The following is a 13528-nucleotide window of genomic DNA, read 5'->3' on the forward strand; positions in this document are numbered from 1 at the left end:
CCCGATTCCCTGACTAAACACCAATGCACCGCGACCAATCCAACAATTTGAGCGAGAACTTTACTTATAGCCCACAACACATCTCATTTATTCAATTAAAGTCGCCGCAATACTATTCAAATTCTTCCTTTTCATACCTTGCTTTTCATTAAAGCCTGTACGATATTTAGACAACAGCAATCAAAAGGATTCGATTCTGAGAGGCTTCTATGTACACATCCACTTAACCTTAGCTGAATGATTCTAATAAAAAACAATCACAATCATCAGCGGTAGGTACATCATGGCTTTTACACTTCTGGGCGTATTCGTATTCGCGAGTGTGCTATTAATTTTTGGGCGCAAACTCGCCCAACAGGTTCAACTTGTTGACAAACCTAACCACAGAAAACATCACTCCGGGGCTATTCCACTCATTGGTGGTATTGTTATTTGTATTGCCCTTTGCTTTATGCTGGCATTCCAACCGACTGTTGTTGATAACCAACAATGGCTTATCTTTTCAATGCTTATTTTAACCAGCATGGGCGTATGGGATGATAAAAACGACTTATGCTGCAACATTCGTATGGCCGTTCAGGCTTTACTCAGTATCGGCATGATCTTTATTGCAGGAATAGAATTACACACATTCGGGAACCTATTTGGTCATGGTGACGTTGATTTAGGCGGCCTACTTTCTACTGCCATCACCATCATTGCTGTTATAGGTGCCATTAACGCATTTAACATGGTAGATGGTATCGATGGCTTGCTCGGCGGGCTCAGTATCATTACCTTTTTAGCTATGGGTATTTTACTCACTATTAGTGACCAACCTGCCTTAGCTATGATCTGCTTTGCCCTCATCGCCGCACTTATTCCATTTATGGCGTTCAACCTTGGGCTGTTTGGCCAAAAACGAAAAGTATTCATGGGAGATGCGGGCAGTATGATGATTGGCTTTTTAGCCATTTGGATATTGCTGCAAATGAGCCAACCAAACCAATTAGCTGTAATTCGACCAGTGACCGTCCTTTGGCTTATTGCTGTACCACTGACCGACATGGTCGCAATTATGTATCGCCGTATTCGTAAAGGCCAATCACCACTAAAACCAGATAGAGAGCACCTGCATCACATATGCCAACGCATTGGCCTTTCCAACACACAAACGTTGATTTTTATCTATTGTGTTGCCGCTGCTTATGGCGCCTTTGGCATTTATGGCGAAATGCACCAAATACCAGAAAATACCATGTTTATTTCTTTTTTGGTTTGCTTTGGTGTTTACGTGATAGTACTAAGTCATATTTGGCGAATCACATCATTCATTCGTGCAAGAAAAGATAAACAGCAAGTCTTTGTAAGAATGAATGACTAATTTCTATTAGGCAAAAGAAGGCTCGCTGCTTTCTTTTGCCAGCCTTCCTAAATGCACTAGTCCGCCTACGTTTCGTTAGCTGCTCACTACAAATCAATACATATAGTCTCATACCTAGAACAGGGCAAAAGGTTGTAACAACTTACCGCCGTCTATGCTTTATAATCGAACCAAAATCGACTAGAATGTCGCCACAAAAAATATAATCACACGGACACGTCGGTTGCATCATGTTGTTAGAACTTTCTTTCATATTTTTCTTTTCCTTTGCAGTACTTTTTTTAATGCGCAAAGTAGCAAGACAAATCGGCTTAGTGGATAAACCCAATGAGCGTAAATTCCACAGTGGTGCCGTACCTTTAGTGGGTGGCATATCCATTTGCATTACTCTTGCTCAATTTATTCTACATAAGCCAGAGATTATCCACCATAGCCAGCTATTTTTAGGCTGCATAGCCTTGCTTACACTTTTAGGAGCTGTGGACGATAAATACGACGTAAGTTTTAAAATACGCTTACTCATTCAAGCCTCGCTTTCCATCATCATGATCGAACTCGCAGGCTTAAACCTACAGTTTTTAGGTAATATGTTTGGTTTTGGTGAAATTTGGTTAGGCAGTGGCATGGTAGGTGGTTTGATTACTATATTCGCCGTAATTGGTGCGATCAATGCCTTTAATATGGTAGATGGCATCGACGGCTTATTAGGTGGCTTATCAATGGTTACTTTTGCCGCCTTAGCTATTCTACTTAAGCTCGATGCTCAGCAAGGGTTAGCGTATTTATGTATTGTAATTGTAGTTACCATGCTGCCGTACATCTGCATGAACCTTGGCTTATTGGGGAGAGAACGAAAAGTCTTTATGGGTGATGCGGGCAGTATGTTAATCGGTTTTAGTGTTATCTGGATTTTACTGAGCGCTAGCCAAGCCAATAAAGACACTGCCGACATATTAATGCGCCCAGTCACTGCCTTGTGGATTATCGCCATCCCACTGATGGACATGGCCGCGATTATGATACGCCGCGTGCGCCGTGGTGACTCCCCCTTTAAACCAGACCGTGAACACCTGCACCATATATTCCAACGTTTGGGTTTAGGCCCTCGTTCAACCTTACTAACCATTTGTAGTTTTGCAAGTGCATTTGCAGGTTTTGGAATTTACGGTGAACTAGCAAGCATCCCAGAACCTATTATGTTCTGGCTATTTATTGCAACCTTTGGCGCTTATGCTGTATTACTTTCTTACGTGTGGCGCATTACCAAAGCGATAAGAAAGTGGCGCGGAATGCCAGAAAAGGCATTTTGAAAGTAAGCTGAAGATCAAAAGTCAGATACAAAAATGGCACCTGCATTAGGTGCCATTTTTATATGTCTAGCTCGTTAAAGCGTAAGCGTCTAATCATGCAGTGAGGCCTTATTCGGCCTCATCTATTTCTAAGTTCCACGGCATAAGAGCAGTCAGATCGTCTTGAAGGGCTCGTGTCGGCAGCACTTTGAACAAGTGTACAAAGTAGTAATACGGGTTGATATTATTTGCCCGACACGTCATCACTAAGCTATACAAGTTAGCACTCGCTGTCGCGCCCTCAACTGAGGTTGAGAACATCCAGTTTTTCCGCCCCGTTGTAAACGGGCGGATATCTCGCTCAGTCACATTGCTATCTATTAGGCGACAATTAGCTTGGCCGGCCAAACTAGTTGACGTCTAATACAAGCTTATCGTAGCTGCCTTGGCTTATTGAACCTGAGTAAAAAATACGGCGATGTTCGTCTAGAGCAAGCCTGTAAGGATGCTCTTCTAATCAATAAACCCTATCTTAAGTTCGTCAAAAACTTGTTAGTAAACCAGCGGGAAGGCCAACTCTCATCAGAAACTCAAACCACACCCAACATAGAGCACAGCAATGTTCGTGGTCCTGACTTTTACCACTAGGAGTACGTAATGAACCAGATAAATGAACAACTAAAAGCACTTCGCCTTGGTCATGCAGCACAAGCTTTAGAGCAGCAACGTGAGCAGCTATCCACTTACGCAGAGCTAGCGTTCGAAGAAAGGTTAAGCTTACTTCTAGAGAGTGAGTTGCTTAACCGAAACCAAACTAAGATCCAAAGGTTCAAGCGACAAGCCAAGCTCAGAGTAGATGCGCAGGCAAGCCAAATTATTTACAAAGAAGGCCGAGGTCTAATGCGGAGTCAGATGAGTGAACTTCTGACAGGAAGCTATCTGCACAAACATCAAAATATCTTGATCACTGGCCCTACAGGAGCAGGAAAAACCTATATCGCTTGCGCTTTATCGGCTCAGGCTTGCGAGCAGCAACATAGCGTTCGATATTACCGTTTGAGTCGCTTACTGGATGATCTAAGTTCAGGACGTCTTGATGGCACATATCAAAAACAACTACTGGCACTATCGAAAAAAGGCTTACTCGTCCTAGATGACTGGGGAATAGAAAAGCTCACTCAGGATCATGCAGGTCATTTACTGGAGTTACTTGAAGACAGATATCAGGTCAGCAGCACGATGATGATAAGCCAACTTCCTGTAAAAGAATGGTACAACATGATAGGTAACGCCACGGTTGCTGATGCTGTTTTAGACCGATTAATCCATAACAGCCACCGATTAGAACTAGGAGGGGAATCAATGAGAAAACTGGCGCAATCCGATCAGTTAGAGTAAAACTAGAGGTAGAGAAAAACGGCAGGGTCAGGTGATCGGATTAAACCGAAACGCTGTTTTTCAAGCAAGTTGTCGCTATTTTTACAATTCAGCAACGTGAATGATTACGCCGCACACTTTTCAGGGTTCAAATACACCTCATCGATATAACTCCAGTCTCTCGTCTGCCGACTCCATCTGCCTGGATTCGTCAATTGAGCACGTCGATAGACTTGTATACGCTGTCGGAGAATTTCATTATCCTCGCCGCAATGCCTCTGCTGAGGTGTTACATACTTTATGCCACTGTGTTTATGCTCATTGTTATACCAATCAACAAAATTACTAACCCAACACCGAACATCTTCAATGGAAGAGAACCCATCCACTGGCCATGACGGACAATACTTTATTGTTTTGAACAACGACTCAGAGTATGGGTTGTCATTGCTTACTCTTGGCCTAGAATAAGAGCTTACGATCCCAAGGTCATACATCTTTGCAAAGCATGGTGTAACTTCTCATAGGAGCACCGTTGTCAGAGTGCAAAGTAATGTTGCCTTGCACACACTTTTCCCGCCATGCTGTTCTTTGGAGTAACTCCGCTGCATATTCACCTAGCTCCTGATCATACACTTCTGCACCTACTACTTTTCTACTGAAGATATCCATTATCAAATAGAGGTAATAGTGCTTCCCTCGTATTTTCGATGGCAGATAACTGATATCCCAGCTCCATACCTGATTCGGTTTGCAGGCTTTTTGAACCTTTGGTCGAGAAGGGCTTGTGCCAGCTTTGTTACGAGTTCGCTTACCTAGCTGGTTGTTTGCTTTTAATACACGATAAAATGTTGATTCTGAGGCAATGTAAATGCCTTCATCAGCCAACATTGGAACGATAATATTCGGCGGCAAATCTGCGTACTCTGGTGTATTGCAGATATCTAATATCTGCAGCCTTTCGGCTTCTGATAGCTTATTATGAGGCTCGTGCTGCCGAGGATGCTGACGCATATCACTTGTGACTTCAGCAGAGTTTTCTGTCCAACGTTGAAACGTTCGTATTGATAACCCAACGGTGGAACAAGCCTTTGTCTTTGTTGCCCCTTTACGTACAGCTTCATCAACAAGTGTGACTATTTTAAGCCGCTCTGAGATAGGAATCAGTCTTCCTCGCTGGTTTCCCAGAGGGCATTGAACTTTTCCCGCAAAACCAGTAGCGCAGCCGTTTCAGCAAGTGCTTTCTCTTTACGTGCCAACTCCTTCTCCAGTGCTTTTACCTTTCTGCGTTCCTCACGTAGTTGCTTATTTTCTTTGTGTGATATTGAAGTCGATGTTGCGCTCTGCGCCTTGATAGATAGTATTCGCCAGGCTTTAACGTCATCGACAAATAACCCTTTAGACCTACAGTATTCAGCTAACTCACGTTCAGACATTGTTGCAGTTTCAATCACTATGAAAAATCTCTGCTCCGCTGAATAATCAGTAGTAGTATTTTCTAACGGCGGCTCTGTAGACAATAGGCCGCTTTCAACAAGTTCATTTCTCCACTTAGATACCACGGAAGGACTCACATCTAATTCTTTAGCAATTCTTCGATGAGACCAATTATATGGTGGTAACAACCAAGTTTGACCTTTCGTTTTTACATCAATTGGAACTGGATTAGCTGGCATAGTTATCTCCTTAAAAATCTAGACGACAACTATGCTGACACAGGGGGGAAACGCCCGATCGGAATCGCCGAAATACGCACTCATCATCAGTTTGTTTGAGTTTCTTCAACCAATAATGAAAAGTGGCGTAATTGATGTCGTGCTCTTTGCAAAACTGCGGAACAGAAAGTCCGCTTTCTTGCTGATTAGAGACAATGGCTGTCCAATGTTGATGTTTTTCTGATTGAGTCATAGTTCCTCCGTTAGGTTGGTAAAACTATGACAAAGGTAGAGCGGAATTAGAACGTGTGGTTAATTAGACGCTTACTGAGGAGCGTCTCGAAAAGCACGTTAAACTAAATGGCAGTTACACAGAATTATTTACAGGGTCGTTACAGCCTCGTCAAATATATGGGTGTCCTGTGTTTTTCCTTTCTTTATTGTTTCTACAAGTAAGTCCCTTCATATTTATGTGCGATTATTTCCCAAGTATAACGACTTATCGCAACCTCTCTCATAGCCTTACCATTCGACTTGAGTTCTTTTGTATTGCTATCGGCATTTAATAGCTTTGCTAAGTCAACACTACTCTTAAAATAACACGCCTTTTCTTCCGTACTATATCGATTAAAGTTACAATCGAATGCAAGAATAGGGACACCAAAATGCATCATTTCCACCAACGATGGGTTTGTCCCACCTGCTGAATGTCCGTGCAGATACAAAGAACAGTCACTTCGCAGTCTATAAAGCTCTTCGATGTCATAAATAGGATCTAACAATTCTATATTAGTGTATTTTGAGTAGGTTCTTTTTAACTTACGACCAAACTCACTGGCTGCCCAATTTCCAACAAACTTAAGGTGCTTCGTAGTTCTTGAGTAAGCTTCAAGAATCATCTCAACATTATTTTCTGGCTCTATCCGACATAGACCTAGAGCATAGTTACCTTTTTTCGCTTCGTAATGAGCTGAATTTTTTGGTATTGCATGGTCACCTCCATACGCAATAGTTTCAGATTTCACTCCATATTCGTCAAATACATAATCAGTAATTGCTTGGTTATCGGTAACTATTACATCAGAATGCTTTACCGCGATTGATTCTGAAAACTTTAAGAAGCGCTTCACCCACCTCCCCCATTTTTCGCGTTTCCATTCTAATCCATCAATATTAGTAACTATTTTTGATTTAGAAAAAAACTTGAATATTGGAAGGAAAACACACCCAGAAACTCCTAAGATGAGTACTACATCGGGTTTTATTACCCACGTTTTCATCATTGATAAAATATCGTAAGGTATACTTTGAATACCATTAGCTTTCAATGGTAAATAATATAACTTCGCCGTATTATGTTCATCTAGCCTATCTGTATAGCTTTTGCCTGAACAAAAAACTGAATATTTAGTACCATGATTTTTATTTAAAGTCAGATTTTCGACTAGCGATTCAAAACCACCATAACAAGCTGGTATCCCAACAGTACCGATAACAACAACTTTTCTCATAACAACTGCTCAACTTTGCATAATTCTTTTACTTGTGCATCCTTTGGCGATAACCGTAGTTCATTATCTAGAGGCCATTCAGTGCCTATATCAGGAGCATCCCACTTAATAGAATGCTCAGCCGACGAGTTATAGTAATTTGGACACTTATAGACAAACTCAGCCTCATCACTGGTCACATAAAACCCATGCACAAAACCTTCCGGGCCCCAAAGCTTGCACTTATTCTCTACCGATAAGTAGACACCTACCCACTGACAAAACTCCAAAGAGTCCTTACGCACATCCACGGCGACATCAAACACTTCACCTGAAACGACTCGCACCAGTTTCTCTTGCGTGTTTTCCGTTTGGTAATGCAAACCACGCAAAATCCCTTTGCTGGATTTAGAATGATTATCCTGAGCAAAGGTCGTCTGCTTTCCCGTTACTAACTCTTCAAATTTCTTCTGCTGCCAGGTTCCCATAAAGAAACCACGCTCATCGCCAAATACTTGCGGCTCAATGATTTTAATGTCGGGAATATTTGTCTCAATTACTTTCATAATATCTAATACCTAGCTGTAGGCTTTAATTTTTTTAAGAGCCCCTTGCCAATCACTTGGGGCAATACCAAATACGTCTTGCTTACAGAAATTCAACCGTGAATTGGCTGAGTGCTGCTCTGCAGAGTCAAAGATGGTTTGGGTAAACTGATAATGAGGCTCACCCACAAAGTGGTACACCTCTGATTGCTCAGGGCTGGAGAACTTATCCATTATCACCACCAGCGCTTTGGCAATATCACCCGCATACGTAGGACCACCAAACTAGTTGCCGATAACGCCTAGCTCCGAGCGCTCTTTACCAAGACGAAGCATAGTTTTGACAAAGTTATTCCCATGCTCACCAAATACCCATGCAGTGCGCTGTATCGCAAAACGAGTACAATGCCTCATTACGACTTGTTCACCCGTTAGCTTGCTTTGACGCTCCCGCCCCTTTGAGTTGAGTATGTCGGTTTCTACGCAAAGCTGTGAACTGTCACCGTCAAACACGTAATCGGTTGAAATGTGCAAAATCAAGGCACCCAGCGTCTGTACCACTTTCGCCAAATACAGCGGGCCATCACGATTAATGGGGTAACTCATATCAACATCGCTTCGCGTTGGATAGTTAATTAATCAAATAGTGACCAACCTGACCATGACTCCCGTAATTAGTACTTTCATGACTGCTGTGCTTTCTTGGTTTTATCATCGACAAGACGTGACAAATACTCTAGGTTACAGGCGTATGTCAAGCAATCAACATTGTCGACACTGTCTGATGTGTTGTTGATGATGTGGCGCACAACGGCTGAACTGATGAAACCTGCGCCTTCGGGGCTAATATCTTAATATTATTCATAGACGCTCATTAAAAGCTAGAGTTGTAACTTTTTCTAACGCGGTTTTCACAATAGCGTACGCTATTTCTTTACTGTTTGCCTCTGCATAGAAACGTAGTTCAGGTGCGTTTCCAGAAGGGCGGAGGTGTATTATTCGATTATCAGATAACGTAACACGCAAACCATCCGTAGTATCTACATTGTTAATATCCACACCAGTCACACCAAGCTGCTCTAGCAGTGCTTTCGGATTTTCCAAACCTTGTTGCAAAATGCGCTTACTTCGCTCTGTAGCAAAATTCTGAACTCGGTCACTATAAGTTACACGTTTAGGTAGCGCATTTACAAGTCGGGCAATGCCTTTATCAGCGGCTGCAACAAACAACATCAATACCGGTAAAACTGCGTCGCGGGTTGGTAACGCTTTAATATAGTTATAACCAACCTGTACATCACTACCTAACAAGTAACCACCGTTCGCTTCGAAACCTGCAAACGTTTTATATTTATTTTTATAACTATCAAACTGAGCAATAACATATGGCGACCCAATTTTAGTTCGCTCCACGTGGTTAAACAAAGCACAACTTTCTATAATTGTATTACAACTTACTGGTACAGCTAAAGCTTCTATATTCATAGCCTTAGAGCAAAGTAGACCAAGAATATCACCACGCAACCATTCACCATCCTCATCAGCCACTAATGGACGGTCACCGTCACCATCAGTGGAGAAAATTGCATCCAAATTGTACTGCTTAGACCAGCTTTGGGCTTTTAGTTTGTCACTATCAGCTACTGCTTCAGTATCAATAGGGACAAACTCATCACTACGCTCTAGTGAAACAACCTCAGCACCAAGACTGGTAAATAGAGGCTTATATAAATCACGCCCCGCACTAGAGTGCTCGTAAATACCAATTCGTTTTCCTTTAAGCAATGACTCTTCAAATAGGTCCGTATAGCGAGCAATATAATCTGTAGCTGCTTGTTGATTAATTAACAATTCGGGTAAGTCTTCAATTTTAGAAAACGGTACATCAACATTTAAAATCGCTTGTTCATCGGCTTTACTAATCTCACCATCAGGTCGATAGAACTTAAGACCATTGCGATCGAAAGGAATATGGCTCCCGGTAATCATAATACAAGGTATGCTAGCTTGCATCGCTGCAAAAGCAAGCGCAGGCGTTGGCACTACACCATAATAAATAAACTCAAGACCTAACTGATCTAACGCTTTGACACATGCTTGCGCCATCGCGGGGCTGCTTGGGCGATTATCAATTGCTAATGCAACTCTCTTAAAATCAAACTGGTTTTGCATGCATTGAATAAATGCATGAGTAAATGCAGCGCATACATCACCAGTAAATTGCTTGACTAGACCGCGCGCCCCACTAGTACCAAACTGAATGCCTGACTCATTAATTACTCTTGAACTAATTAACATACTAAAACTCTACATATATTTTAAAGAAGTGAAGCAACTTAAAAAGGCCCCGCACTGTATTCTTAAGCACGTCCGTATCTATCTTTAAAGCGAACGATATCATCTTCACCAAGGTATGAGCCCGTTTGAACCTCAATCATTTCTAATGGGATTTTCCCTGGATTCTCAAGCGCGTGAATAGTCCCTAAGGGGATATAGGTCGATTGGTCTTCCGTGACTAACATAACTTCCTCACCATTGGTAACACGCGCAGTGCCCGCAACGACAATCCAGTGTTCACTGCGATGGAAGTGTTTCTGAATAGAAAGTTTTTGACCTGGGTTCACTGTTATACGTTTAACCTGGTCACGAGAGCCACAATCAATCGAATCGTATTTACCCCAAGGACGATATACTTCACGATGAATCCTATATTCTGCGCGTTCAGTGTCCTTCAGCTGCTGTACAATAGATTTAACATCTTGTACTTGCGCTTTATCTGCGACCAAAATTGCATCTTTTGTTTCTACTACAACTAAATTATCAATACCGATTGTCGCAATCATTTTATTTTCAGCATGTATATAATTATTGCTAGATTTAACCGCGAGCACATCACCTCTGTGTACATTATTCTGAGAATCTTTTTCAGAAACATCCCACAGGGCTGACCATGACCCTACATCACTCCAACCAGCATCCATAGGAACAACAACTAACTTACCTGAACCTTCTGGCGCACATACTGGCTCCATTACCGCATAATCAATTGAGTTTGAGGGGCACTCTTCAAATGCTCGTTTATCTACACGCACAAAATCCAAATCGTCTTGGGTTGCATTCATGGCTTTTACGCAAGCTGCTAGAATTTCAGGATGATGCACTCCGAGCTCTTTAATATATTGAGAGGCTTTAAACAAAAACATCCCGCTATTCCAATAGTACTCATCAGAATCTAAATAAGCCTTAGCGGTACTTAAATCAGGCTTTTCAACAAAACTATCTACCTTGAATGCAACATCGTTGGGGGTTCCACGCTTAATATAACCATACCCAGTTTCAGCTGCAGTTGGTACAATACCAAAGGTAACTAACTGCCCCGCCTCTGCATGAACTAAAGCTTGATTCACTGACTGTTGAAAGGCCGTTTGGTTTTGTATCAAGTGATCAGCTGCAAGCACTAACAATATTGGCTCAACATCGGTACCTTCAACTTGCTTCAAAGCATGCAGCGCTGCTAACCCAATAGCAGGGGCAGTATTACGCCCAACTGGTTCTAAAATAATCCCAGAATGCTCAAAACCACCTATACGTACTTGTTCTGCAGCGAGAAAACGATGCTCTTCATTACAAATAAGTAATGGTGCTTTATACTCAAGGCCCTCCAAACGAGTAAAGGTCTGCTGCAGCATGGACAGTTCACCCGTTACTTTTAAAAACTGTTTTGGATACAACTCTCGAGAAAGAGGCCAAAGTCGACTGCCGGTACCTCCGGCCATAATTACAGGGTATAGCATATTAATTCCTTAATGAAACAAATATTAATTGTTCTGTTGTTGAGCTCTAGATAAAAGCACAGAATGTAAGTACGCAATTAACCCCACATTCTAATATCAGCAAGCCTTTGTGATAGTTTCCTAAACAAACGGAGGAACTATGGCTCAATCTGAAAAACAACAACCTTGGACAACCATTCTCTCTAATAAGCAAGAAAGTGGACTTTCTGTTCCGAGCTTTTGCAAAGAGCACGGCATCAATTACGCCACTTTTAATTACTGGTTGAAAAAGCTCAAACAGCCGATGATGAACAAGTCGTCCACCAAGTGGTAATGATTGAGCTTCCATCTTTAAGTTCTGAGACCGTTGTTGTACACCCTACCTAATGGACTTAGAGCTGAGCTGCCAAGCTCGTTACTTCAAACTTGGCTTAAGGCGCTGTAATTCTCCCAAGTGGTACTGTTTATCTCGCCTCTGATATTACCGGTATGAGAAAGTCGATTGATGGCCTATCTCTCATTGTTGCGGACATATCAGAAATGGATCCATTGAGCAAGAAACTAAAAGCTTAAGTGCTTCTGACGCGCCCCCTTCGAGACGACCTGACCCATATTATGCATTGGTACCCAAAAATAGATGAAGTCGAATAAGACCTCACTGGTTAATCAGGCGCTTACAAATTTTTAACTGATGCCTCAATCTGAATGTGCCGTCAACCCTTTAAATATTGGCATGTTCGTGAATTTTCCTTGATATAGTTGCCGTTGGTAGTAATGAAGTACTACAGGCATTGATAGATCCAATTCGCCGTAAATTCATGAGGTCAGTGCCAATGCTACTATGGCACAAAATACTACCATCAAGCATTGCAGCGAAAAGTTACGAAACCATTAATTCCACTGCATTCAGTATAGCCTTGTCACCCAAGAATTTGGCTACTAAAGCTTTACAAAATGGTCAATCAGCCAGCACCTTACAAAAGCAGCTCTAATGAGCAGGCTTTATGTACTAACAACGTTTAAATTGGCGATTTGAAAACCCACTTATCACTTTTTAAAAATAAATATCTACTAATAGAAATAATAAAAATGATATTAAACGATGCAGCTCCAAAATTTAATAAGAGAAAAGTTAGCAAGATGACATCAAATCTATTACGGCAAACGCACAAAAAGTAACCAAACAGACCTAAAGCTCCGACGTCATAGAAAAAGGAGAATAGGAATCCAGATCCATTTTCAACACCAAAAGAATTAAATAAAGGGGTTAGCGCTTTATCACCTAAACCAATACCAGAACCAAAAACCCATTGACTAAAATCCATCGACGGAATTAAGTTAAGGCCAATTAACCTTATTAGCCCTGAATTAGAAAAATATAATTCAGGAAAAGCTAATAGAAAGGGGAAGAGAAAAAATGAAAAAATCAAAGATGTAATTATAATCAAATTAACAAACCGCCTAAATATAAGAAGAACAAAGTACAAGATTGAATAATAACTTTGAGAAATTACAAATAAAAAAGAATAAATACAAATTTTTAAACGGCTAGCACTCAAGAACAAGAAAGCGACAACTATCATACCAAAATAAGAAGCCTCATCTGAAAACATTCTTAACCTAGGGAAGCCTCCAAGTTCCTCTTTTGTGGAACTCCATAAAGTAAAATCATTAATTCCCGCTAAGTTTAAAGCCAAAGTAAAAAGAAAAAACACTATAATTATAAAAGAAAAACGCTCCAAAAAATCGACATGCGAATCAACTGGCTCATTTTTAACTAGCAAATTAGCGCATAAAAAAACCAGGATCAACCCAGATGAAAGAATACTGGATTGATTTACTATAGTTGTGGAAAAAAAAATAATAAAGCCAATCAACCATCTTTTCTCTACCTTTCTTGTACTGCAAGTAAATACGAAAATGATAAAAAACAAAAGCAATGTAAAAATGGAAATAAAACCACTACTTGAAGGAAACTTAACTTGAACAGAACTAAAGAAAACAAAAACTAATAAGGCCAAGTATAAAATTCGCAT

At 41.1% G+C, this 13528-nt stretch carries 10 protein-coding genes and 5 pseudogenes; 5 read left to right on the forward strand and 10 right to left on the reverse strand.

Annotated features, from left to right (window positions below; genetic code table 11):
- Positions 1-283: 283 nt before the first annotated feature.
- Complete coding sequence (gene wecA, locus QWZ04_RS03855) at positions 284-1363, forward strand: UDP-N-acetylglucosamine--undecaprenyl-phosphate N-acetylglucosaminephosphotransferase (RefSeq protein WP_290325131.1); 1080 nt, start codon at positions 284-286, stop codon at positions 1361-1363.
- 230 nt (positions 1364-1593) lie between these two features.
- Entirely contained in the window at positions 1594-2673 is a 1080-nt protein-coding gene (wecA, locus tag QWZ04_RS03860) for a UDP-N-acetylglucosamine--undecaprenyl-phosphate N-acetylglucosaminephosphotransferase (protein ID WP_290325133.1), read from the forward strand.
- A 108-nt stretch (positions 2674-2781) separates the two neighbouring features.
- Here the strand turns inward: wecA (QWZ04_RS03860) and QWZ04_RS03865 are convergent.
- A pseudogene (locus QWZ04_RS03865) lies at positions 2782-3033 on the reverse strand (transposase domain-containing protein); the annotation flags it as partial.
- 45 nt (positions 3034-3078) lie between these two features.
- On the opposite strand from QWZ04_RS03865, the pseudogene QWZ04_RS03870 reads away from it, so the two are divergent.
- Positions 3079-3300 (forward strand): annotated as a pseudogene (locus QWZ04_RS03870) (IS21 family transposase); the annotation flags it as partial.
- A 9-nt stretch (positions 3301-3309) separates the two neighbouring features.
- The gene (istB, locus tag QWZ04_RS03875; protein ID WP_290325136.1) at positions 3310-4050 is read left to right on the forward strand and encodes an IS21-like element helper ATPase IstB; all 741 of its coding nucleotides are present in this window, start codon (positions 3310-3312) and stop codon (positions 4048-4050) included.
- A gap of 104 nt (positions 4051-4154) precedes the next feature.
- Here the strand turns inward: istB and QWZ04_RS03880 are convergent.
- The 8 genes and pseudogenes from QWZ04_RS03880 to QWZ04_RS03915 form a co-directional block, all read right to left on the reverse strand.
- Positions 4155-5705 (reverse strand): annotated as a pseudogene (locus QWZ04_RS03880) (IS3 family transposase).
- 10 nt (positions 5706-5715) lie between these two features.
- The gene (gene tnpA, locus QWZ04_RS03885) at positions 5716-5937 is read right to left on the reverse strand and encodes an IS66 family insertion sequence element accessory protein TnpA (RefSeq protein WP_290325138.1); all 222 of its coding nucleotides are present in this window, start codon (positions 5935-5937) and stop codon (positions 5716-5718) included.
- 193 nt (positions 5938-6130) lie between these two features.
- The gene (locus QWZ04_RS03890; protein WP_290325140.1) at positions 6131-7195 is read right to left on the reverse strand and encodes a DUF1972 domain-containing protein; all 1065 of its coding nucleotides are present in this window, start codon (positions 7193-7195) and stop codon (positions 6131-6133) included.
- A complete protein-coding gene (rfbC, locus tag QWZ04_RS03895) occupies positions 7192-7740 on the reverse strand; it encodes a dTDP-4-dehydrorhamnose 3,5-epimerase (protein ID WP_290325142.1) in 549 nt (182 codons plus the stop codon). Before rfbC ends, QWZ04_RS03890 begins: the two co-directional genes overlap by 4 nt.
- 12 nt (positions 7741-7752) lie before the next feature.
- Positions 7753-8325 (reverse strand): annotated as a pseudogene (locus tag QWZ04_RS03900) (SDR family oxidoreductase).
- A gap of 104 nt (positions 8326-8429) precedes the next feature.
- Positions 8430-8567: pseudogene (locus QWZ04_RS03905) on the reverse strand (dTDP-glucose 4,6-dehydratase); the annotation flags it as partial.
- Positions 8568-8580: 13 nt separating this feature from the next.
- On the reverse strand, positions 8581-10017 hold the full coding sequence (locus QWZ04_RS03910) for a phosphomannomutase (RefSeq protein WP_290325145.1): 1437 nt from the start codon (positions 10015-10017) through the stop codon (positions 8581-8583).
- A 62-nt stretch (positions 10018-10079) separates the two neighbouring features.
- On the reverse strand, positions 10080-11513 hold the full coding sequence (locus QWZ04_RS03915; RefSeq protein ID WP_290325147.1) for a mannose-1-phosphate guanylyltransferase/mannose-6-phosphate isomerase: 1434 nt from the start codon (positions 11511-11513) through the stop codon (positions 10080-10082).
- Between the two features lie 139 nt (positions 11514-11652).
- On the opposite strand from QWZ04_RS03915, the gene tnpA (QWZ04_RS03920) reads away from it, so the two are divergent.
- Positions 11653-11826 (forward strand): IS66 family insertion sequence element accessory protein TnpA, encoded by a 174-nt coding sequence (gene tnpA / locus QWZ04_RS03920; protein ID WP_290325149.1) that lies wholly within the window; start codon positions 11653-11655, stop codon positions 11824-11826.
- Between the two features lie 685 nt (positions 11827-12511).
- Here tnpA (QWZ04_RS03920) and QWZ04_RS03925 read toward each other — a convergent pair.
- A complete protein-coding gene (locus tag QWZ04_RS03925; protein ID WP_290325152.1) occupies positions 12512-13528 on the reverse strand; it encodes a hypothetical protein in 1017 nt (338 codons plus the stop codon).

The sequence above is a fragment of the Vibrio tapetis subsp. quintayensis genome (assembly GCF_030409945.1).
Taxonomy (GTDB): Bacteria; Pseudomonadota; Gammaproteobacteria; order Enterobacterales; family Vibrionaceae; genus Vibrio; species Vibrio quintayensis.

Coding starts and splice junctions, on each gene's coding strand:
- rfbC (WP_290325142.1), bottom strand. CDS start 7,740: ATGAAAGTAATTGAGACAAATATTCCCGACATTAAAATCATTGAGCCG.
- istB (WP_290325136.1), top strand. CDS start 3,310: ATGAACCAGATAAATGAACAACTAAAAGCACTTCGCCTTGGTCATGCA.
- tnpA (WP_290325149.1), top strand. CDS start 11,653: ATGGCTCAATCTGAAAAACAACAACCTTGGACAACCATTCTCTCTAAT.
- wecA (WP_290325133.1), top strand. CDS start 1,594: ATGTTGTTAGAACTTTCTTTCATATTTTTCTTTTCCTTTGCAGTACTT.
- QWZ04_RS03910 (WP_290325145.1), bottom strand. CDS start 10,017: ATGTTAATTAGTTCAAGAGTAATTAATGAGTCAGGCATTCAGTTTGGT.
- wecA (WP_290325131.1), top strand. CDS start 284: ATGGCTTTTACACTTCTGGGCGTATTCGTATTCGCGAGTGTGCTATTA.
- QWZ04_RS03925 (WP_290325152.1), bottom strand. CDS start 13,528: ATGCGAATTTTATACTTGGCCTTATTAGTTTTTGTTTTCTTTAGTTCT.
- tnpA (WP_290325138.1), bottom strand. CDS start 5,937: ATGACTCAATCAGAAAAACATCAACATTGGACAGCCATTGTCTCTAAT.
- QWZ04_RS03915 (WP_290325147.1), bottom strand. CDS start 11,513: ATGCTATACCCTGTAATTATGGCCGGAGGTACCGGCAGTCGACTTTGG.
- QWZ04_RS03890 (WP_290325140.1), bottom strand. CDS start 7,195: ATGAGAAAAGTTGTTGTTATCGGTACTGTTGGGATACCAGCTTGTTAT.